The organism is Vibrio coralliilyticus, assembly GCF_024449095.1.
Lineage (GTDB): Bacteria > Pseudomonadota > Gammaproteobacteria > Enterobacterales > Vibrionaceae > Vibrio > Vibrio coralliilyticus_A.
The window spans coordinates 1,181,914-1,201,939 of record NZ_CP024627.1 but is presented as its reverse complement, the minus strand read 5'-3'; the positions used below and the strand labels follow the sequence as shown (position 1 = coordinate 1,201,939).

Here is a 20,026-nt window from a genome sequence, read left to right as displayed (position 1 = left end):
TCCGATAAGCAGTATAGATTTTAGAAAGATCGCAGTGTTCTTAGAGCACTAGGTGCTTTGCCTGACCAGCGTTTAAAACTTCGCCTAAAATTCGCGCTATCGCTATAACCAAGACGAAAAGCGATGTCATCAACCGTCAAGTTTGTGCGCAACAAAAACTCTTTGGACAATTCAAAACGGACTTCATCAAGCAGAGACTGATAGCTGGTTCCTTCTTGGTTTAGCTGCCTTCGTAACGTCCGGGTTGAACAAGCGTGTAGCTGGGCGACGTCATCAAATGAAGGGAATACTCCAGCACTTTGGTAAAGATGTGCTTTAATCTGATTACTCAGTCGCATTGGAGACTGAAATAATGCGATGACAGACTCACAAGAATGGAGGTAAATTCCGAGCAGATCAGCATTATGGGAAGTCAATCGCCAATCCAATACATGAGCGTCAAAAGTCAATGCGAACCGTGGCTGTTCAAAGTTAACTTCACATTGAAAGCGCTGCACATACTCTTCTGCGTACACTGGTGGTGCGAACGGGAGCTCAAGCTTTCTGGCCTTGAGTTGTTGCCCCGTCAGTTCAGCAAATAACGATAAAAGTGAGCTAAAAAAGTACTCTGTACAAAAAGGCAATAACTCACCAATATTTAAGTCATTTTCGATCTCAATCGAAGCTGTGTTATCGCCCCGTAATACTCTGACCGAGAAGATAGGGCCATTTAGATTCAAATACTTAAATCCAGCTTTTATTGCTTCAGAGACGGTTTGACTGCTCATAATGGCATAACCCAATATACCAAAGTGACTGAGTGTGGCTTTTCCACCCAGTAATAAACCTAAGCCGATAGAGGGGTAGCACTGCTGAGCAGAGCGAAATAGCAGAAGCTTGTCCGAGTAACTGATATGGCTCTGGGGCTGCTGCCAATCTAAATCATCAAGGCCCGTTTGTCGTAATAAACTCTGCGAGTCTAAGCCGTATTTCTCTAAAATGGTAAGCAACAAAGAGACATCAAGTACCCCTAACTGATAACGATGTTCAGTGGGTAAATACTCCGCGATCACTTCCATATCAGCTCCCATTTCCAGTTACTGTTTAGAGTAACCAAGTTTAGCTCTCTTAATCGTGATGTTTATTCGTTTTCTGACCGAAAATGACCTGTCAAAATAAACCAAAGCACGTAAAACTAACGGAAATGTTATCAACTTGTGAATACATTATGTTACTGAGTCAAGCGGCTCCAGAGTGCCTAATTCAATCTAATGGGAAGCCTTATTTCGGCCACTTTGATGGCGTACCCAAGCAGCTGGGGATCACCCATTTTGATTATCGAAACAATATGGACCGTAAAGTCGGTAAGATGAAAAAGTACTTTCATTACAAGCAGTTTCAATTCGCAAGTATATCAACGTCTAGCTATGTCATCGGTATCGCTATTGCCGATATCCGCTATGTGGGTTCCGCATTTTGCTACGTCTACGATATGGAAACCGACACACTGATAGAAAAGAGCTGGCTAAGGCCGTTATGTATCGATAAACAAATGGCTGCATCTCCGTACCGCGGTAAGACGACCATTGCTGCAAAGCGCCTGATATTTAATATCGAACATCCTAGATGGCGCATGAAAGCCGATACTGATTTTCTACACCTTGATGTGTCACTGGAGCCATTACGCCATAGCTTACCGCTCTCGCTCTGCACACCGACAGGCTATAACGGCTGGACTTACACCCAAAAGCACAACGCGCTGACCGTGACAGGAAACATTGAAATTGGTGGTGACACTATCGACCTTTCGGGCGCGTTAGGCGGCTACGATTTTTCCGCTGGTTTCATGAGGCGAGAAACCAGTTGGCGATGGGCAAGTATTAATGGCAAGACTAAGGATGGCACACTAGGCCTCAATTTGGCCGCCGGTGTAAACGAGACCGGTAGCCATGAGAATGCCTTATGGCTCAACGGTTCACGACATTTGCTAGGAGCCGTCCACTTTCGTTTTGATCGTCAATCCTCTCAGAGAAATTGGCATATTTTCTCGGATGATAGTCGAGTTGATCTCACCTTCACACCAATCAACAGAAGAAGCGAAAAGCTTAATCTTTGGCTGCTACAAAGTAATTTTCGTCAGTTTATTGGCCGCTTTTCTGGTTTTATTGAGGATGGAAATGGTATCCGTCACACGCTAGATCAACAACTTGGGTTAACCGAAGATCATTTCGCTCGTTGGTAACTCTCTCGGAGCTTCACTTATGGACTTCAGAACTCTTATCGAGCACCCAGAATGGCTGCTGATACTGTTAGCCCCCTTATTTATTGGTTTAATGTTGGCCGAATACTTCATCGGACAAAAACGCGGTAAGCTACCTAGAAGCTCCTCCTATATACTCCCTGAAGTTCTGTGTAACTTTACCCTTGCAGGCATGCACCAACTCGCAGATCTATTAACTGGGCTTTTGATCATTCAACTATATCAGTGGTTATTTGGCTGGCGTCTATTAGAGATTGAAATGGGAGTGACCAGCTTTGTGATACTGCTCGTTCTGCAAGATTTCTTTTACTACTGGTTCCATCGAGCCAGTCATCGTACTCGCTGGATGTGGGCAGCACATGTCGCTCATCACAGCTCTGAACGTATGAACTTCAGTACCGCCTTTCGCCAGAGCTTGATGTACCCTTTCGCTGGGATGTGGTTATTTTGGGTGCCTCTGGTGATCATCGGATTCGAGCCTAAATGGGTTATTTTCGCCGTACTACTGAACTTAGGTTTGCAGTTCTTCGTCCATACGCAATGGATACGCTCGCTTGGCCCCTTAGAGTCTATTTTTAACACTCCTTCCCATCACAGAGTTCATCACGGAAGAAACCCTCAGTACATAGATAAAAACTATGCGGGCGTATTGATTATCTGGGACAAATTGTTTGGCACCTTCGAACCCGAAGTAGAGACCGTCCGCTACGGTGTCACAAAGCCAGTAAACAGCTTCAATCCTTTGATCGTGACCTTTCAAGAGTGGGGAAACCTATACCAAGATGTCTTCAAGAGTAAGACATCGATAGCCCACAAACTAAAGGCTTTATTTTCCCCACCCAAAGATCAATGAGCCCCCTAAGCCTTACAGGTAGGCTTCCCAAACACTACCGGCAAAATTTATTTCTTGTCTTGCCTAACAACCAAGAAATCCAACGTTTTCTGGAATTGAGGACAAACTCTTCCTCTGGGCCGATACCATCAACAATCCAACCATCAACATCCTTGCTTTGGCCAAGTGCTGAAAATTGCCAGTCTTGACTGCTGACTCGCTCGCCCTGAATCAAAGCCTTATTCAACGCTTGACTTCTCACCACGATTTTTATTCCCTCGGCCAAACCAATTCCTAGGCCTGATTCTCCTCTTTGCCCTACTGCAACTGGTATTTTCATCGTGCAATGATGGCCATGTCGATTCACCCAAGTGTAATTGCCTTCTCCCACACGACCTCGAAGCCAAAGCAATTCACCAGATGCCGTATCATCGACCTCAAAAATACCCAGTACCTTTTCAGGATAAATATGAGGGTCAAACCCCGCCATGGATTCAGAAACAAAAACAAGTAGTAGCCATACTATCCACTTCATGAGCATTGTCCTCCATGGCTTTCAGGCACAATGCCATGCTGAACAAGTAGGTACGTCAACCAGAATGGGCCTAGGGCGGGGATAAAAAACACTAGCCCCCAATAGCCCGACTTGCCAATATCATGCATCCGCCTTGATACCAAAGCGATGATAGGAATAAAGCTGGCGATGCTATACAACACGTCAAACGAAGATAAAGACAAGCTAACGTCCACAGCAATAAATACCAAACTCACCACTACATGAACCAACATAAACACCCAAAACTCTTGCCTTGATGAGTGACCCGAAAAGTCCAATCCTCGTTTCCAAGCTAACCAATAGAAGTGCATCTTTGTTCTCTCTAGATTGTAAAATGAGAGTGTATTTTGCTCATGAAAAGAGAAACGATGCGTCCTAAAACGGGTTTTAGGACGTTCTGATACCCGTTTTAGTCTAGTCTGAGCTTCTAATTCAGTTTCATATCGTTATGCTATGACGAGTTTATCTATCACTTTTTCAATCCAGGACAAACTATGCTCGCGATTCCTGTCCCTTTTGTTGTCTCATTGCTTTTAGGGCTACTGGCTGTCAGCCTCTATTCAAATAATCGTGATCAATCAAAGTTTGCTTGCGGTTTCTTACTTCTCTGTGCCTTGACGACCGCTGTTGTAGGGCTTAGATGGACATATCAGGCACCTCTTCTTTTGTTCGCTCAACCTATCTTAGCGTCTATCATTCCAATCGCAGCATGGTATGCATTCACACGTACTCATAACACAGCTCTAAGCTCGATATACAAGCATGCTGTGCTTCCATTGATTGTCGTACTATTTCTCCTTACCCAAACGTTTTGGCAGCCTCCGCTCGATGAATTACTGACGGTTATTTACTTGTTTTATGGCATCGCTTTGATGAGAACCTCTTCTGCTCAAGAACTGCTAGTGAATGTCTCGCTGGGCAGTTGGGAAAGAGTGAAGCACGCAAGAGTGATAGCGGGTTGGATGCTCATGTTTTCCGCTTCCATCGACGCTTTTATATCGCTCGATTTTGCCTATAACCATGGCAACCTGACACTGTATATATTAACTATCGGACACCTTGTCCTCTTACCCATTTTATCTTTGGCGGTTGTGATTACAGGTATTCACACATCACCCAGCAGAGCAGAACCGGCATTTGAACACAAAGAACCGACAGCTCAACCTGCTATGTCAACATGTAAAGCCAAGGAAATCGCATCACAGCTGGATGAAACCATCAAAGAAAAGTGCTTATACCTAGATCCAGAACTGACGCTTTCTCGTTTGTCGCGCAAGCTTGGTATTCCCGCTAAGCAAATATCAATGGCCGTCAATTTGGTTCACGGCAAAAATATATCAAAGCTCGTCAACGAGTATCGAATACGTCATGCACAGAACGCTCTAATTCAAACCGATGAGCCTGTTACGCAAATTATGATGAACTCAGGTTTTCAGACTAAATCTAACTTCAATCGAGAATTTAATCGCATTGCAGGAATGAGCCCCAGCGAGTACAGGAAGCAATCAAAATGAAGGATGAATAATTTAGGCGTTGTTTTGCTTGATACGACGACTGAGTTTGCCCGGCGTGATCCGCGCAAAGCTCTTAAACTCTCTGGTCATATGCGCTTGGTCAGAAAAGCCTTGATAAGCGGCTAAGTCGGCAAGCGATAACTCGGGGTTATTTCGCAGCGCTTGAATTGATGTATGCACACGACGCAGGCGTTGAAAGTGCTTAGGGGACATACCAATCCAGTGCTGGAATTTGCGTTCCACCTGTCTTTGACTCTCACCGAAGCACTCACCTATCTTGCCATCCTGAGCTCGTTGAATCAGTTTCGCTCTCTCATCAGTGGTATTACTTTGAGCCACAAAGCCCAAACACCAACGCATCAAAAGCACGATACGAACACTGTGGCTTGGCGCCTCTTTGAGTTGGGTAAGCAACTTACTTGGTCCCTTAAAGGGAAACGTGTCTTGAAAGCACACTTGATTCGTCTCAACCAAACGATCCAAAAACGAAAAGCTCATCCCAGGGTGAAAACGAATACCACAAAGCTGGCTTTTTGGTGCAAGAGTAATGGTTTTGGTAATTTTGCTGTATGGCTGATACATCGCACTCTCAGTGTAGGTTTTACCTTCAAGGCCTACCATCCCTTGTAAAACAAACATCACACCAGAGCCGCCATCACAGTAGAGAGGTTTACAGACCTCGCCTTCGTGAGACACGTTGACCGACCATATTGCTTGAATATGGTCGGCGAGTGGCCCAATTGGGTTAACTATTTGAAAATCCATATTCTGAGAAATAGCTATACTCACTCTTTTGAAAAGCTGCCCACTTCTGGCTTGAATGCTTTGACAATACGATTCCAGCTGTTTATCGCATTGATTGCCAACGTCAGGACGACAAGCCCTTTTTCACCAAACGTATCGAGTGTCACTTGATAGTCAGCATCCGCTACCTGACCACCCTTCGTTATACTCTCTGCCCAATGTAGCGCAACTTTTTCTTGTTCGCTATACAAAGGCATATCTCGCCATGCACTCAACCCGATCAAGCGGTGCTGAGACTCACCTTGCTTCAGAGCATCTTTACTGTGCATATCGATACAAAAGGCACATTGATTGATCTGGGATATGCGAAGTTTAACCAGCTCCCACAGCGTGATCGACAATGTACTTTGCTGCTCAAATTGAGCTTTAAGATACTCTTCTTGCCCCATTAAAATTTGGATACCTTCTGGCGCTGCATTAAAGTAATTTAATCTTGGTGTCATAAGTCTATCTCCTTGTTTGATATTGGTAGCCTACCCCCAGCAAAAAACAAAAGATTGAATATTTTCGACATCCCTACCCACCAATCTTGTCTATGCTGTTAAAACACTCTCCACAACAAGGAATTAGCTAATGCGCAACCTGACATTGATGTTTTTTAGCCTGATCTTGCTAACATCGCCAGTACGTGGCGATGTTCTTACTCTTACATCTCTTGAGTGGCCTCCCTATGCAGGGCGAAACTTAGACGCTCAAGGAGCCTCCGTTGCTGTTGTAAAAGCCGCTGTAGAAGCCATGGGGCACGAGCTAAACGTCGAATTCTACCCTTGGGAAAGAGCGGTCCATCTCGCGAAGAATCAAGCAAAATATGCTGGCTACTTCCCAGAATACTACTTCGACGCCTCTGACCTAATATTTTCTAACCCCATAGGAACCGGTCCTTTAGGTTTTGTTGAGAATAAAGCCAATCCCATCTCATGGAGCAGTTTACAAGACTTAAAATCCGTTAAGATCGGGGTGGTGCGTGGGTACGTGAACACCGAGGAACTCGACAGCATGATTGCGAGCGGTACACTTCAATCTGAAGCGGTCACCAGTGATAACCAAAACCTGAAAAAAGTCTCGGGGCAGCGCATCCCTCTCGCCGTTATAGATAGCAATGTTCTTAACTACTTACTGACTAGTGACAAGAGCCTCCAAGCAGCACAAGACAAGTTGCAAATGAACTCAAAGTTACTTGAAGAGAAGGAACTGTTCATTGCATTTGGTAATGATGAAACAGGTAAAAAGTGGAAAGCAATCGTTGATGAGGGGCTGAAAAAAATCGACAGCAAGCAAATTATGTCGGACTACTTTAAAAAATAGTCCTTGTCTTACGGATGCAAATGGGAGAAAAACTCCCATTTGCAGTTATATACCGACCAGATTCATAGATAACGATAACTGATCTCATGCCATCGCTTATCGCCTATTTTTTCAGTCACGGCCTTAACAAATTCTGCAGATAAACTTCCATCAGTTTCAAATTTCAATTGAGTCATCAAGTTATCTAGACTTGAGCCTACCCCATTCAAAGCTGAATCCAATTCATACCAAAACGCAGAGCCTTTAAAGTAAAACAACGGATAATATTGCCCTGCTCCTTGTTCATTGTAGAGGCGGTTTGCTTTAATCAGCCCTGTTGTAGAAAAAGGAAATTTTTTAGCAAAACTACCCCAGAAACGAGTCGGTTCTTCAGCAGCATAATCCGTAGCTTGCAGCGATTTTATCGCGTAGTACTCAGCCAAACTTTCCGCTGCCCAAGTTGGTCTGCTAGCTGAGTCTAAAACATGCACTGACTCATGCGCTGCAATCTTGAGTAACATCTTTAGTGAAGCTGGGGTGAGTTTTCCTTTCTCTAGCCAGGCATTAATCAAGATCATATTTTCACCAGCAGCTCCACTTATACTCCCTGACGAGCTGTCCTTTTTGAAAAACGCCATTTGCCAATCGTGTCGCTGTGAGTTCGAGAATACGCTATTCAAGTAATTGAGTGACGTTTTTAATACTGGCTTCCATTGTTCTACCTGCTGCATCACTTGAGGCGCATCGCTGAAAACGGTGACTTTTTTGTCATTGATGTTTAGTTCTGTACTTTCCATGCCCCAAACAACAAACAATGGTGGCTCAGATAAGTCAGGCATCGACTGACAGCTATGAGCAGGAGTACAAACGCGAATATCTTCACTCCCTTTGAAACGCGGCAGGGAATTCCACTCACTAACGAAATACCAACCATCATTGATGCTCCTGCTATCAATTTGTTGTGAGGTATCCATACCTTGCTCAGGTGTGTGCTCCATTCGCAACGACCATTGAACCTGTTGGCATTCCTTAGGGTTCAATTGCTCTAAAGCTGTGACCCGCCCCAAACCAGATTCGCATGATACCGACGGCTGATCCATGGTAGTTAAAGTGCGAGCAGATATCATCTCTACTTGCTCTAAATTACTCGTATCTACAGTGACGATGACAATATCAGCGTCATCAGGATCGACAGATAACTGATAAGTCAAAGACGGGTTAGCAAACACCTCAGCTGACACAAACACAGTTATAACGAGCAAAGCATGTTTCAAATTGAACATAAACGTATGGAGTTGAAAAGTTTGCTAGATAGGACATCGACTACATAAATAAAGTTCGACCAAGGAAGTGAAAACTAAATATTCACATAGCAGATTTTCAGTAAATTCGACGCAGAAGAACTTCGGCAAGCTGGTTAACTAACTATGACAAGAGGCCAGAGCTTATTGATAAGCTGCCTTTTCCCAATCGGTGAGCAACTTCATGATCTGGTATGAATCATCAAGGGTAGCACTTGGTCTGCTCAAGCCCTTCTTACCTCCTTCAATTGCTTTGCGTATGTTCGCCACTTGGTAGAAGAACCCGTCCCCATCTGCCTCTATTTCGACTTGTCGTTGTGACGCTTCATAAACTTCCACAGTGAATTGGTTGCTCTGTGTCGCAAGCCAAGGGTTTGAATCGAGCGAGATCGCCCCTTTGCTCCCCAAAATGGTGAAGCTGTGCTTCAAACCATGATCTTCAGCAGTATGAATTTGAGCGGTTAAGCTGTCACTAAAATGAATCAGCACTGAAGATTCACAAATATTACCGTCTTGCCCTAAACGACCCAAAGCCTGCATCGAGTAACTATCGAAGATCTGATCGCCAAATTGCGATTGAAGGAGTAGGTGCAGCAGAGACATTGGATAGCAGCCTAAGTTATACAGAGCACCTTTACTGCCCGGATTAGTAAACTGTGAGATAGCAGCAATATACGATGCCTGAATTGAACGAATTTCGCCTATGGTGCCCTGATTTAGCTCTTCAAGAACCGCGCTCACTAAAGGATGATTGAGATACATCAGACCTTCCGCAAAAAAGACTCCACTCTGCTTCACTACTTCCAGTGCTTGCTGAGTTTTCTCCATATCCACCGATAACGACTTCTCACAAAGTATCGCTTTACTTTTTTGAGCCGCTTTAATGACATACTCGTGATGAACATGATTTGGAAGTGCAATATAAACGATATCGACTTTGTCATCACTTAGCACTTCATCGTAGTTTGAATAGGTTTTAACAGGCTTGTAGTTTGAAACAAAATCCTCCAAAGGTGCTTGGCTACGCCCTGCTACTGCATATAACTCGCTGCCTTCATCATTATTGATCGCTTCCGCCATCACGCCCGATATAAAACTGGTTCCGAGGATGCCCCATTTCATCGTTCCACCTCTCCACTTCGTGACTCAAACACCTGCACTAAATCCGTCATACCCATCTCGATAAACGCCTTTGTATGGCACATAGTAAAATGCGCTTCAATCGCTGTGCGATCCTGATACCTTTCCCAAAGAATCACTCGGCTCGGATCCTCTAGATCATACGTGGCTTTAGCTTCCAAGCAGCCAAGCTCATTCTCCATATCCCTACAAAACTGTTCGATTGCCATACGAGCTTCATGGCGCTGCACTTCAGGTTTAATTTTTAATTCGGCCGTGACGTAAATCATTTCTTTACTCTCAGAATTCGACTCATATTCAGACTCCATAATGTAATTATCTCCATTCAATTGATAAACTCAGCTTTAGTTAATTATTTATAAACCCTGAGTGTTCAATGGATAAATTCACAAGTATGAGAGTCTTTGCCTACATCGTAGAACATGGCAGTTTTCGCAGGGCAGCGAATCACTTTGGCCTTTCACCGACCATGATCAGCAAACACATTAGTCACCTAGAGAGGAATCTGGCGACGCAATTGATCCATCGAACTACTCGAAAACAAACATTGACCGAGTCAGGTCAACTCTACTACGAGGAATGTCTGCGCATTCTTGAGGACATCGCGAATGCTGAGAATCTAATCCAAACGTTGGAAAACCGCCCGAAAGGAACGGTAAAAATCAATTGCCCAATCACTTATGGTAACAAGGTCATCGCACCACTCATTGCTGATTTTCTCTCATTGAACCCCAACATTAACGTCGAAATGGAGCTCAGTAACGAGCTCGTTGACCCACACCTTACTGACGCAGACATGATGGTACGGATCGGCAATCTTGAAAACTCTACTCTGGTCGCACGTTACCTCGGAGATTATCAACTCATCTTCTGTGCTGCACCTAGCTACCTTAGTGCTCACGACCCCATCCATTCAATCTCTCAACTTAACCAGCATCAATGCCTTGGCTTCAGTTACAGTGAATGCAGCGCCAACCTAACCACACAACTGGCTAGGAGCGCGTTCTTACGCGGACAGACTCGACTAGCCTCGAACAATGGCGAAGTATTGCGCAGTGCTGCGCTATCCGGTGTAGGTGTGATGCTGCAACCTGCTATATTAGTCGCTGATGATCTAGCGAATGGCAGACTGGTCGAAATACTCAAGCAGGATGCACCAGAGCCAAAACCCATACACTTGCTTTACAAGAATAAACACCTGTCGCTAAAGAACCGAACATTTGCTGATTTCATCCTCAAAAACTGCCGGCATAGTCAATTGAGATAAAGCCTAACAGGCTGTTATGATGTGGAAAATTTAAAAAGGGCAACGTGTATGACTGTTGAGAAATTTGAACATATCTATCAGAGAGCGGCACAACGAAAAGGTGGTGAAGAGCAACTGGAAGCCCTACTCTCTACTCCGCTGAGTAAAGAAGAGATCGCTGCTATACCCAACGATCGCTGGCTATCGGCATTCAGTATGAAGGTATTCCAAAGCGGGATTTCATGGAGTGTAGTTCGTAATAAATGGCCTAACTTTGAAGAAGTTTTCTTCGGTTTTAAAATTGAGCCGTTACTGATGTTGTCTGAAGAGCAATGGGATAACAAAGCAGCGGATAAACGTATCATTCGCCACCATGCCAAAGTGAAATCCATTTATGCTAATGCGCAAATGATTCATGAAGCGTCACTTGAGCATGGTTCTTTCGGGCAAATGGTCGCAGAGTGGCCCACCGAGACCATCACGGAATTATGGCTTTTTTTGAAGAACAAAGGTCATCGACTTGGCGGAAATACTGGTCCTTATAGTCTTCGCCAAATGGGCGTCGATACCTTTATTTTGTCCGGTGACGTTGAAGCTTATCTAAGAAACTGCAAAATCATCGAAGGTGGTAAAGACACTAAACGTTCTTTAGAGGCAGCAAATAAAGCCTTCGCTGAATGGCAACAACAAAGTGGACGCAGCCTGACTCAGATTAGCCAGACGATTGCGTTTAGCACCGGAGACAATCGTGTTTAGCCTAAACTAGGTTCTTCAGCACTTTTTCACATAACTGTTTCAACGTAATCAGTTCATCGAGTTCAAGGTCGATTTTACAGCGCATAGCGTTAGGGACTGACTTGGCGGTTTCTTTCAGTGCTTGACCTGATTTGGTTAGGTTAAGCACTCTCACTCTCTCATCGTCCTGACTTCTTCCCCTTATAACAAACCCTTTTGCTTCTAACCTTTTCAGTAATGGTGTCAACGTGCCTGAATCAAGGTACAGCCTTGTACCTAAGTCCTTTACGCTAGCACCGTCTTTCTCCCATAGCAGCATCATCACTAAATACTGTGAGTAGGTGAGATCCAACTTATCAAGCATAGGACGATACGCGCGGATGACGGCATTAGCAGCACTGTAAAGTGGGAAGCAAAGCTGATTATCGAGAAGCAACTTCTCTTCATCTGTTATGTTGTCTACGTTTTGGCATTCTCTCATTCGACGCTCACAGAAACATTTAAGTTGCGCACAATATAGTTGCATTCCAGACAACTTTCGATCTAATATTGCAAGCAATTAAATTGCACACAACACAAATAGAAGGAAAGATAACATGACAACTCTATACAAAACTTCCGCTAAAGCACTGGCAGGTCGTAACGGCCAAGTTAAAACAGACGATGGTTTACTTGATCTAGAACTGACTTATCCGAAAGAAATGGGCGGTAGTGGTGCAGCGACTAACCCAGAACAACTTTTTGCCGCAGGTTATTCTGCCTGTTTCTCTAATGCCATTTTGCATGTTGCTCGTGAAGCGAAAGTGGCCCTTAGCCAAGCACCTGTCACGGCAGAGGTAGGAATTGGTCCAAATGACAATGGTGGATTTGCACTTACTGTAAGCCTAGCTGCAGAAGTGGACTTACCACAAGAACAAGCTTTGGAGCTCACACGCGTTGCCCATCAGGTATGTCCGTACTCAAACGCGGTCCGTGGTAATGTGGATGTTCAGGTCAGTGTAAATGGTGAGTCGATCTAAGTTAGATAGCAACCGAAGATTAAACCTTCGGTATGAGCTTCCAAAAGATGTCCCTGACTAAAAACCTCGTATTCAAGAGACACCGCGACATAACAATAGAGACCCAAATGGGTCTCTATTTTCATTTAGAGCTTCAATATAATCGAATTCAAGTTCAATTGTTGGTCAGAACTTTACTGTCAATTAGCACACCATTGATATTGCGTGACTCGATTGTCAGCTCTTCGCCTTGAATATGCAAAGTTGTGAAAGTATGAACATCATCGTCATACAAAACATCTGCAATCGGTACTATGCCATCTTGACCCGCATCATAGAACTTCATTGACGCAGAACCTGCAATCAAATAGTTCACCCCTGCAGCGTTTGGCTTACCACCTTCAACCGCAACACTGCGAGAGTAGATATGGTCATGACCCGAGAGCACAAGGTCAACGCCTGCTGTGTCTGCTGCTTGCGGAAGGTACTGATTCACCATGTCATTACCCGAATTCGGATTCGCATTGTATGGTGGACGGTGCAGCATAACTAGTTTCCATGGCTTATCAGAAGCTTGCATATCATTTACCAGCCAATCGGTCATATCAATCCACTCTTCATCAGTAAAGAGTTCGGTATTCAACACAGCAATATGAGCGTTGCCATAATCAAAACTATAGATAGACTTTTGGTTAGGGTATCCGAAAGGCCCGTTCTGAGGTGTATTGAAGATGGCTTCGAATTTCTCGCGTCCTTCGTTATAAACCTCATGATTACCCACAGTCGGAACGAATAGCTTAGACGCCAGACGACCTTCACCAGAAATTGCATCGAAGAATTGACGCACCAATTGGTAGTCACTCATATCTTCAGTAAAGTCACCAACATGCATGATAAGGTCAGTATCTGGAAGTTGACTCTCCATTTTATCAAACAGCTCAGTCACCAGAGGAGCACCATGGTTAATACTACCATCACCGGTTGTTTGCGTGTCACCGTACAACATGATACGCACATCATCGTCTTGATCATCGGTAGTAAAGCGATAAGTTTCACTCAACTTCCCTTGATGACCCACTCGATATTGGTACTCAGTACCAGGTTTCAAGCCGCTCAATAGAGCATGATGAACACGAACAACACCCGCTTCCTCACCGTAGAAAAACGGTAAGATCTCAGAAGAAGTAACAGAAGCGGTTTGGTTCAAACCATCCGTACCATAAAAAGCCACTGTATCTTCAACCGTAGATTCGGTGAACCAAGTTACATTCACCTCACTCACATCACGACCTGGTGTAATAAACACTTGACTTGGTACATCTGTTAACTGCTCATCAAGAGACATCAAAGTAGACATCAGAGAAGCGCCTTCATCATCATAAGCTCGGAAATAAACTTCTCGGCTTGGCCCTGCATCTATCTCATCGAACTCAACTCTACCTGTGTGATCTGTGGTACCTAACCATCTAGGGAATGAAACTTCATCGTTTTCACTGTTATACAAGAAGGTTTCTACCTCAACACCAGGAGCAGGTTTGCCTTGTGCATCGGTGACCAATAGCCATTTCGTTTGACCTTGAATAGTGTGGTCCGTGATCAGCATATACTTACCACCCACATCCTGCTTGATCATTGGATGATAGTAAGTTTCACCATCTAGGGTACCGCCAATGCCCAGAGATATAGCACTGTTCTGAACATAATCATTAACCATTAGCTCAACGCGAGCCAAAGTCTCTGAATTTTCGTCCATACCAGTGAAGGTGCCTTTCCAATAACCCACATCTGTTTCAACATCAGTAGGCACAATATCTTCAGCCTGAACAATCAACTGCGATTTAGTCGCATCATAAGTCAGCTCTAGAACAAAGGTACCGAGATCTTCGCCTTTAGTCACTTTAACAGGGAAATCAAACGTACCTGATGGATAGATCAACTCATGTTCAGATTCAACATACACTCGAGATTGATCGGTCACCACATTAAATAGTGTGTCCCCTGCAGAAACGTTGCCATTCTTATCGTAAGCACGATATTCGACCTTGTGCCAACCATCAGACAAACCGCTCGCATCAAACCATACCGCATCAATGCCATTGCTTTGCAGTGAGCCACTGACATCTTCGCCATCTAGGATCAGTTCGGTGCGCTCGAAATCCACTTCTGAGTCGTCAAATAACTGCAGACGAATCGAAACATCTTGGCTGTCGACCGTCTCTTGGTCTGCTGGTGTCACGGTCACACTTGGGCCATTCAGGTCGGTATCACTGCTATAAATGGTCGTGAAGTTATCAAGAATAACGTGCGAATCAATGCGATTGGCTGTTTCCAACACCAAGAAACGGAATGGTTCACTCATTTTAAATGGAGGAGTAAAGCCTTCAGGTACTGGCGCTTGCATAAAGTGCCAGCCTTTCTCGGGCAAACTATCACCTTCATTATTGTAATCGATGGCTACGTCAGAGCCATTTTTATCGACAAGCTTGCCGCGCACCCACCACTCTTTTCCAGCCAGCTCTTCGGGAATATAAACATTCACACCAAATGCTTGAGGATAACCGCTAAGTTCTCGTTGCAGATCATCTACCACATAAGCACCAAACGTGCCTGGCTGTGCTGGGTCTGTTATCCAGCTTAACTTTAATGCAGAGCTACCATCAAAGACATTTTCACTTTCTGGCTCAATGTTAACTTCCAAATGTCTAGAACCACTAGCTACATAAGTATCAACCCCAGACTCAAAGTCATCCACCACCTCAGGTGGTACACCTATCTTAATCAGTACAGAGGCTTGCTGGTCTTGATATTTAACCGTCGCTTCAACTTCCGCGCCTTGAACATCTTTGGCATGGAAAACCCCAGTCTCTGGGTCAATATAGCCAAACTCATCACTACTTAGCTGATATTCAAGTTGGTCAGGTGTATAGGTTACCTGTTCATCGTTAGCAATAAGAGTCGGGAGGAGCGTCACTTCACCGCCCGCATCCACAGTCACTTCCTCCAAATCGAAGATGAGAGAATCAACACTGTCTACCACTTCAACTTGAGCAAAGCCTTGCAGCTCACCGACATTAACACCGACATAACCTTCAGCCGCTTTGTCAGACGCTTTAAATGCACCTGAATCAATATTTATTCGACCGATATCGATTGAGCTAATACCAAACTCTTTATCGACCTCATTTCCAGCAAGCGTGGAGCCATCGTAGCCAATCGCCATAAAGCTCTCATATTCAGCACCAGCCAAAATGGTCATAGTTTTTGGATAAATCGCCACATCATCAGGATAAGTCGCTTGATCTTTATCTAAAGTCAGTGCCAGTTTATTGGCAACTTCACGCTCACTGCCATCAGCAGGGACATTAATCACATGATTTTGTTTCTGCCCAGGCATCTTCGCCACCATAGTGGTCGAGCCGCCACCATCTAGGTTAACCGCTTTCACTGCGCCATAACCCAGCATGATTTGACCCAGCTTCTTCAAACTAATGCCATCGCCATTAGAACCAACAGGTTTATCCACCGTAAGAAAGAAAGAGGATCCATCTGCCTTAATACCAAATGCGGTACGACTATTGATATCGCTTGGATCATCGATAGCACCATCAGAAAGCTCGCCCTCTTTAACAAGCAAGTGTGCATGGTTGCCGGCACCGATAGCGTGCTTTACATCAGCCCAATCCGAGTCTTCGGTGATAAATTTAGCCTCGAATTTATCACCTATTGCCAAATCTGTTTTTCCAGCATCGTAAGCCACTAGCGCGTAGCCAGAAGGGATCACATAACTACTATCCCCTTGAATAATCTCAGTGATTTCACCCGCTAAAGGAGCAAACTGCACTTGTGCCGAATCATCGCTGTTTGCCACCACAGTGATGCCGTTTACCTCAGGTTTGACCAAAGCACCAGTCATACTAGAGAGATCGACTGTGCCGCGGTAACTATCGCCTGGGTAAATCGAAATTGAGCCCTTATCTGGGGTTTCTGACGTATAAATTTTACTTATATGTTCAGCTTTATCGAAATAGTGAACCCCTTTTACGCGCTCAAACTCACCACCATTTAAAGCCCAAACCAGCTCGAAATAAGGGGAAGATTCGACAATGTCTACCTGACCATCATGTTTGATCACAATGGCGGCTTCACTATTGGTGTCCCAACCGGTGTAGTTCACTCCATCACGGGTAAAAATACCTAGGTTCCACCCATCATAAATGTCGAAAAAATCTCCATTTACCGCGCCGATAACATTGATGCCTTTTTCCAGTTCACTGTTGGCTGACTCGGTGGTCGATTCCATAGTGAACTGACCCGTTGAGCGCTCTAGCGGTAAAAGATCTAAACCGTTTCCGGTTAAGAACTCCATTGACATGATAGATGAGCCTTTAGTGTGGTTCAGTTCACCACGGGTCAGCTTCAAATCCGAGTTAATTTGATACTCGTTGTAATCAGAGATCTCGGTAGAGTCAGGCTCAGCTCCAGTAGTTCCATCAACGACTGGTGGATCTATTGGTAAAAACTGCTCTTCAATATCATCGGGCGGGGTAATAATGTTGACTCCGAAATTGTTGTCACCATTAACTGTGTCGTTATCAGAAGAGTCATCGCAGCCTGACAAGGCCAGCATCAGCATGACTGCTACTGAAGAATATTTAAACTTGATCTTCATTGTTCATCCGAAGAAAGGCTAAAAGTGGCTTGAACTGTTCAACGCCACATTGAAAAGTGCGACACTTTAGAAACTCTGTTTTACAGTTCTAAGTCAGTTTTTTTACATCAAACAATAAGATAGATAATTAAGGGTAATCATGAAAAAAATACCAGTAACGCGTGAGAATAAACTCCCTAAGCCAATGAAAAAGCTGTAAATTATTTATTTTAATTATGTATAGATACACACATAAAAATGCCGACATAAAGCCGGCATCTCATCTTTGGTGTATTAAGCAAATGCCACTCGTAGCTTTTTCGCCGCCGAAACCATGTTAGCCAGTGACGCTTCGGTTTCTGCCCAGTCTCGTGTCTTCAAACCGCAATCTGGATTCACCCACAAACGGTTTGCCGGTATCTTATCAGCGGCCTTGTACAACAGGCCTTCAATCCACTCTTCAGTTGGGATATTTGGAGAGTGAATGTCGTAAACGCCAGGGCCAATTTCATTAGGATAGTCAAACTCCTCAAACGCTTTTAGTAACTCCATATTTGAGCGAGAAGTTTCTATCGTAATCACATCCGCATCTAATTCAGCCACGGAATCAATAATCTCATTAAACTCTGAATAGCACATATGTGTATGGATTTGTGTCTCGGGCTTGGCACTGGCTGCAGCGATCTTGAATGCCGCTACCGCCCACTCTAAATATTCGGCATGATCACGTTTTTTAAGTGGCAAGCCTTCTCGAATAGCCGGCTCATCAATCTGGATAATATTGATACCTGCCTCTTGCAGAGCAGACACTTCATCACGCAATGCTAGCGCCAATTGATTGGTTATTTCTTTGCGACTGATATCCTCACGAGGGAATGTCCAACAAAGAATTGTCACTGGTCCTGTCAACATCCCTTTCATTTGCTTAGAAGTGAGTGACTGGGCATATGTCGACCATTCAACTGTAATGGGTTTTTCGCGCTCGATATCCGCAACGACTATCGCTGGTTTAACGCATCGTGAGCCGTAGCTCTGTACCCAGCCAAATTTGGTGGTTTGAAACCCTGCTAAGTTCTCGGCAAAATATTCCACCATGTCGTTACGTTCGGCCTCACCATGCACCAGTACATCAAGGTCCAGTGCTTCCTGGCGTTTTACCGCATCTTCGATGTGACCTTTCAAGGCTGTCAAATAGTCTGATTCCGATAGCTGGCCGCTACGGTAAGCACTACGCTGAACTCGTATTTCATTCGTTTGTGGAAAAGAACCAATCGTCGTTGTGGGGAACAATGGCAAACCTAATACCGCATTTTGATACTGAGCGCGCTCCTCATAAGGTACACTGCGATCAGACCAAGCTTTTGTTATCTGATTAAGACGCTGCTGAACTTGAGGCTTGTTGACGTGGACGGCATTCTTACGAGCCTGAATTGAAGCACTGTATGTATCGCACGCTAAAATAGCCTGATGATCACCATCCAAGGCTCTGCCTAATAAGGCCACTTCGGCCACTTTTTGCTTTGCAAAAGCAAACCAACTGCGTACTTCTTCGGTCAACTCAGGTTCAAGATCCAGATCCACAGGGCTATGAAGCAATGAACACGAGCTCGCAACCCATAACCTATCGCCCAGACGCTTTTTCACAGGCTGAAGCCGTGCAAGCTGCGCGCTTAGATCCGCCCGCCAAACATTGCGCCCATTAATAACGCCTGCCGAAAACACCCACTCTTTCGGTAATCGAGAAATGACTTCACTTAACTGTTCTGGGGCTTCTGACAGGTCAACATGCAAACCATCGATCTCTAATTCGACAATCTTGTCCAATGTGTCTTCCACTGAATCAAAGTAGGTCGTTAGCAGTATTTTCACCTCGCCACGAATGACCTGATAAGCAAGCTTGAATGCATCAAGCCAAGGTGCCTCCAACTCTAGTGATAGAATAGGTTCGTCGATCTGCACCCACTCAACACCTTGGCCTGCTAATTTGGCTAGAATGTTTTGATAAGCGGTAAGAAGACGTGGTAACAGCGTCAAGCGATCAAACCCTTGTTCCACTTCTTTACCAAGGTAGAGATAGCTCAACGGACCTAACAGAACAGGTTTCACATTTTGTCCCGCTTTGATAGCCTCATTAACTTCCTCAAACAGTTGAGGCCAGCTAACTTCAAAGCTATCATCCCGACTAAACTCAGGTACGATGTAATGATAATTGGTGTTAAACCATTTGGTCATATCCGACGCCGCAGATCCGCTACAGCAACAATTTGCCTGAGACTGACCACGTCCAACTTTGAACAAGGTATCCAAATCAGACTCCCCTTCTCGGTGACGTTTAGGAACATGCCCTAGTAATAAGGTCGTGGTCAGAACATGGTCATACCATGCAAAATCACCTGCGGTAACAAAGCTCAGTTCGGCCTCAGATTGTACTTGCCAATTTTTCTTTCGAAGCTGGGCCCCCACTGCTTTGAGCTCAGCTTGGTTAATTTCTCCTCGCCAATATTTCTCCAGTGCAAATTTCAATTCACGCTTTTCGCCGATTCTTGGGTAGCCTAGGATATGAGTCGTCGTCGCCATATTTCTAATCCTTCTTGATTATTAAAGCAATTAGGCCTGTACTGCCTAAACAACAGTAAGGCGTCTAGATGGCTAAACTATCTCGATTAAGACATGAATGAACAACCTCCAATTATTCAAGCTGTTTATTAGAAAACTTCATGTCCACGACA

At 44.5% G+C, this 20,026-nt stretch carries 18 protein-coding genes; 7 read left to right on the top strand and 11 right to left on the bottom strand.

Annotated features, from left to right (window positions below; all coding sequences use genetic code 11):
• Nucleotides 1–20: 20 nt before the first annotated feature.
• Entirely contained in the window at nucleotides 21–1,058 is a 1,038-nt protein-coding gene (locus CTT30_RS05490; protein WP_252036262.1) for an AraC family transcriptional regulator, read from the bottom strand.
• Between the two features lie 149 nt (nucleotides 1,059–1,207).
• Between CTT30_RS05490 and CTT30_RS05485 the strand changes: the two genes are divergently transcribed.
• Nucleotides 1,208–2,221 (top strand): DUF2804 domain-containing protein, encoded by a 1,014-nt coding sequence (locus CTT30_RS05485; protein WP_252036261.1) that lies wholly within the window; start codon nucleotides 1,208–1,210, stop codon nucleotides 2,219–2,221.
• 19 nt (nucleotides 2,222–2,240) lie between these two features.
• Nucleotides 2,241–3,092: a sterol desaturase family protein gene (locus CTT30_RS05480; protein WP_252036260.1), complete on the top strand. Its 852-nt coding sequence runs from the start codon at nucleotides 2,241–2,243 to the stop codon at nucleotides 3,090–3,092.
• Between the two features lie 34 nt (nucleotides 3,093–3,126).
• Here the strand turns inward: CTT30_RS05480 and CTT30_RS05475 are convergent, their stop codons facing one another.
• Both CTT30_RS05475 and CTT30_RS05470 read right to left on the bottom strand, forming a co-directional pair.
• A complete protein-coding gene (locus tag CTT30_RS05475) occupies nucleotides 3,127–3,606 on the bottom strand; it encodes a hypothetical protein (protein WP_252036259.1) in 480 nt (159 codons plus the stop codon).
• Nucleotides 3,603–3,938: a DUF805 domain-containing protein gene (locus CTT30_RS05470; RefSeq protein ID WP_252036257.1), complete on the bottom strand. Its 336-nt coding sequence runs from the start codon at nucleotides 3,936–3,938 to the stop codon at nucleotides 3,603–3,605. The genes CTT30_RS05475 and CTT30_RS05470 overlap by 4 nt, the downstream gene beginning before the upstream one ends.
• A 183-nt stretch (nucleotides 3,939–4,121) precedes the next feature.
• Between CTT30_RS05470 and CTT30_RS05465 the strand changes: the two genes are divergently transcribed.
• Nucleotides 4,122–5,141, top strand: coding sequence for a helix-turn-helix domain-containing protein (locus CTT30_RS05465; protein WP_252036256.1), 1,020 nt, complete (start codon nucleotides 4,122–4,124; stop codon nucleotides 5,139–5,141).
• Nucleotides 5,142–5,153: 12 nt separating this feature from the next.
• On the opposite strand, the gene CTT30_RS05460 is transcribed toward CTT30_RS05465, so the two are convergent.
• Together CTT30_RS05460 and CTT30_RS05455 are read right to left on the bottom strand one after the other, a co-directional pair.
• Nucleotides 5,154–5,906, bottom strand: a complete 753-nt coding sequence (locus CTT30_RS05460) for a helix-turn-helix domain-containing protein (RefSeq protein WP_252036255.1) — start codon at nucleotides 5,904–5,906, stop codon at nucleotides 5,154–5,156.
• Nucleotides 5,907–5,926: 20 nt separating this feature from the next.
• A complete protein-coding gene (locus CTT30_RS05455; protein WP_252036254.1) occupies nucleotides 5,927–6,388 on the bottom strand; it encodes a carboxymuconolactone decarboxylase family protein in 462 nt (153 codons plus the stop codon).
• 130 nt (nucleotides 6,389–6,518) lie between these two features.
• On the opposite strand from CTT30_RS05455, the gene CTT30_RS05450 reads away from it, so the two are divergent.
• Nucleotides 6,519–7,250: a substrate-binding periplasmic protein gene (locus CTT30_RS05450; protein ID WP_252036252.1), complete on the top strand. Its 732-nt coding sequence runs from the start codon at nucleotides 6,519–6,521 to the stop codon at nucleotides 7,248–7,250.
• A 62-nt stretch (nucleotides 7,251–7,312) separates the two neighbouring features.
• On the opposite strand, the gene CTT30_RS05445 is transcribed toward CTT30_RS05450, so the two are convergent.
• The 3 genes from CTT30_RS05445 to CTT30_RS05435 form a co-directional block, all read right to left on the bottom strand.
• Nucleotides 7,313–8,491, bottom strand: coding sequence for a hypothetical protein (locus CTT30_RS05445; RefSeq protein WP_252036251.1), 1,179 nt, complete (start codon nucleotides 8,489–8,491; stop codon nucleotides 7,313–7,315).
• 183 nt (nucleotides 8,492–8,674) lie between these two features.
• Nucleotides 8,675–9,652, bottom strand: a complete 978-nt coding sequence (locus tag CTT30_RS05440) for a Gfo/Idh/MocA family protein (RefSeq protein ID WP_252036249.1) — start codon at nucleotides 9,650–9,652, stop codon at nucleotides 8,675–8,677.
• The gene (locus CTT30_RS05435; protein WP_239868334.1) at nucleotides 9,649–9,978 is read right to left on the bottom strand and encodes a putative quinol monooxygenase; all 330 of its coding nucleotides are present in this window, start codon (nucleotides 9,976–9,978) and stop codon (nucleotides 9,649–9,651) included. The genes CTT30_RS05440 and CTT30_RS05435 overlap by 4 nt, the downstream gene beginning before the upstream one ends.
• Before the next feature lie 68 nt (nucleotides 9,979–10,046).
• Between CTT30_RS05435 and CTT30_RS05430 the strand changes: the two genes are divergently transcribed.
• The gene (locus CTT30_RS05430; protein WP_252036248.1) at nucleotides 10,047–10,937 is read left to right on the top strand and encodes a LysR family transcriptional regulator; all 891 of its coding nucleotides are present in this window, start codon (nucleotides 10,047–10,049) and stop codon (nucleotides 10,935–10,937) included.
• Nucleotides 10,938–10,985: 48 nt separating this feature from the next.
• Complete coding sequence (locus CTT30_RS05425) at nucleotides 10,986–11,672, top strand: DNA-3-methyladenine glycosylase I (RefSeq protein WP_252036247.1); 687 nt, start codon at nucleotides 10,986–10,988, stop codon at nucleotides 11,670–11,672.
• A 1-nt stretch (nucleotide 11,673) separates the two neighbouring features.
• Here CTT30_RS05425 and ohrR read toward each other — a convergent pair whose 3' ends face one another.
• Nucleotides 11,674–12,132, bottom strand: coding sequence for a transcriptional regulator OhrR (ohrR, locus tag CTT30_RS05420; protein ID WP_239868324.1), 459 nt, complete (start codon nucleotides 12,130–12,132; stop codon nucleotides 11,674–11,676).
• Between the two features lie 115 nt (nucleotides 12,133–12,247).
• Between ohrR and ohr the strand changes: the two genes are divergently transcribed.
• Complete coding sequence (ohr, locus tag CTT30_RS05415; RefSeq protein WP_239836648.1) at nucleotides 12,248–12,670, top strand: organic hydroperoxide reductase Ohr; 423 nt, start codon at nucleotides 12,248–12,250, stop codon at nucleotides 12,668–12,670.
• Nucleotides 12,671–12,824: 154 nt separating this feature from the next.
• On the opposite strand, the gene CTT30_RS05410 is transcribed toward ohr, so the two are convergent.
• Both CTT30_RS05410 and metE read right to left on the bottom strand, forming a co-directional pair.
• Entirely contained in the window at nucleotides 12,825–17,318 is a 4,494-nt protein-coding gene (locus CTT30_RS05410; protein WP_252036246.1) for a phosphodiester glycosidase family protein, read from the bottom strand.
• A gap of 273 nt (nucleotides 17,319–17,591) precedes the next feature.
• Complete coding sequence (gene metE / locus CTT30_RS05405) at nucleotides 17,592–19,874, bottom strand: 5-methyltetrahydropteroyltriglutamate--homocysteine S-methyltransferase (protein ID WP_252036245.1); 2,283 nt, start codon at nucleotides 19,872–19,874, stop codon at nucleotides 17,592–17,594.
• Nucleotides 19,875–20,026 lie beyond the last annotated feature (152 nt).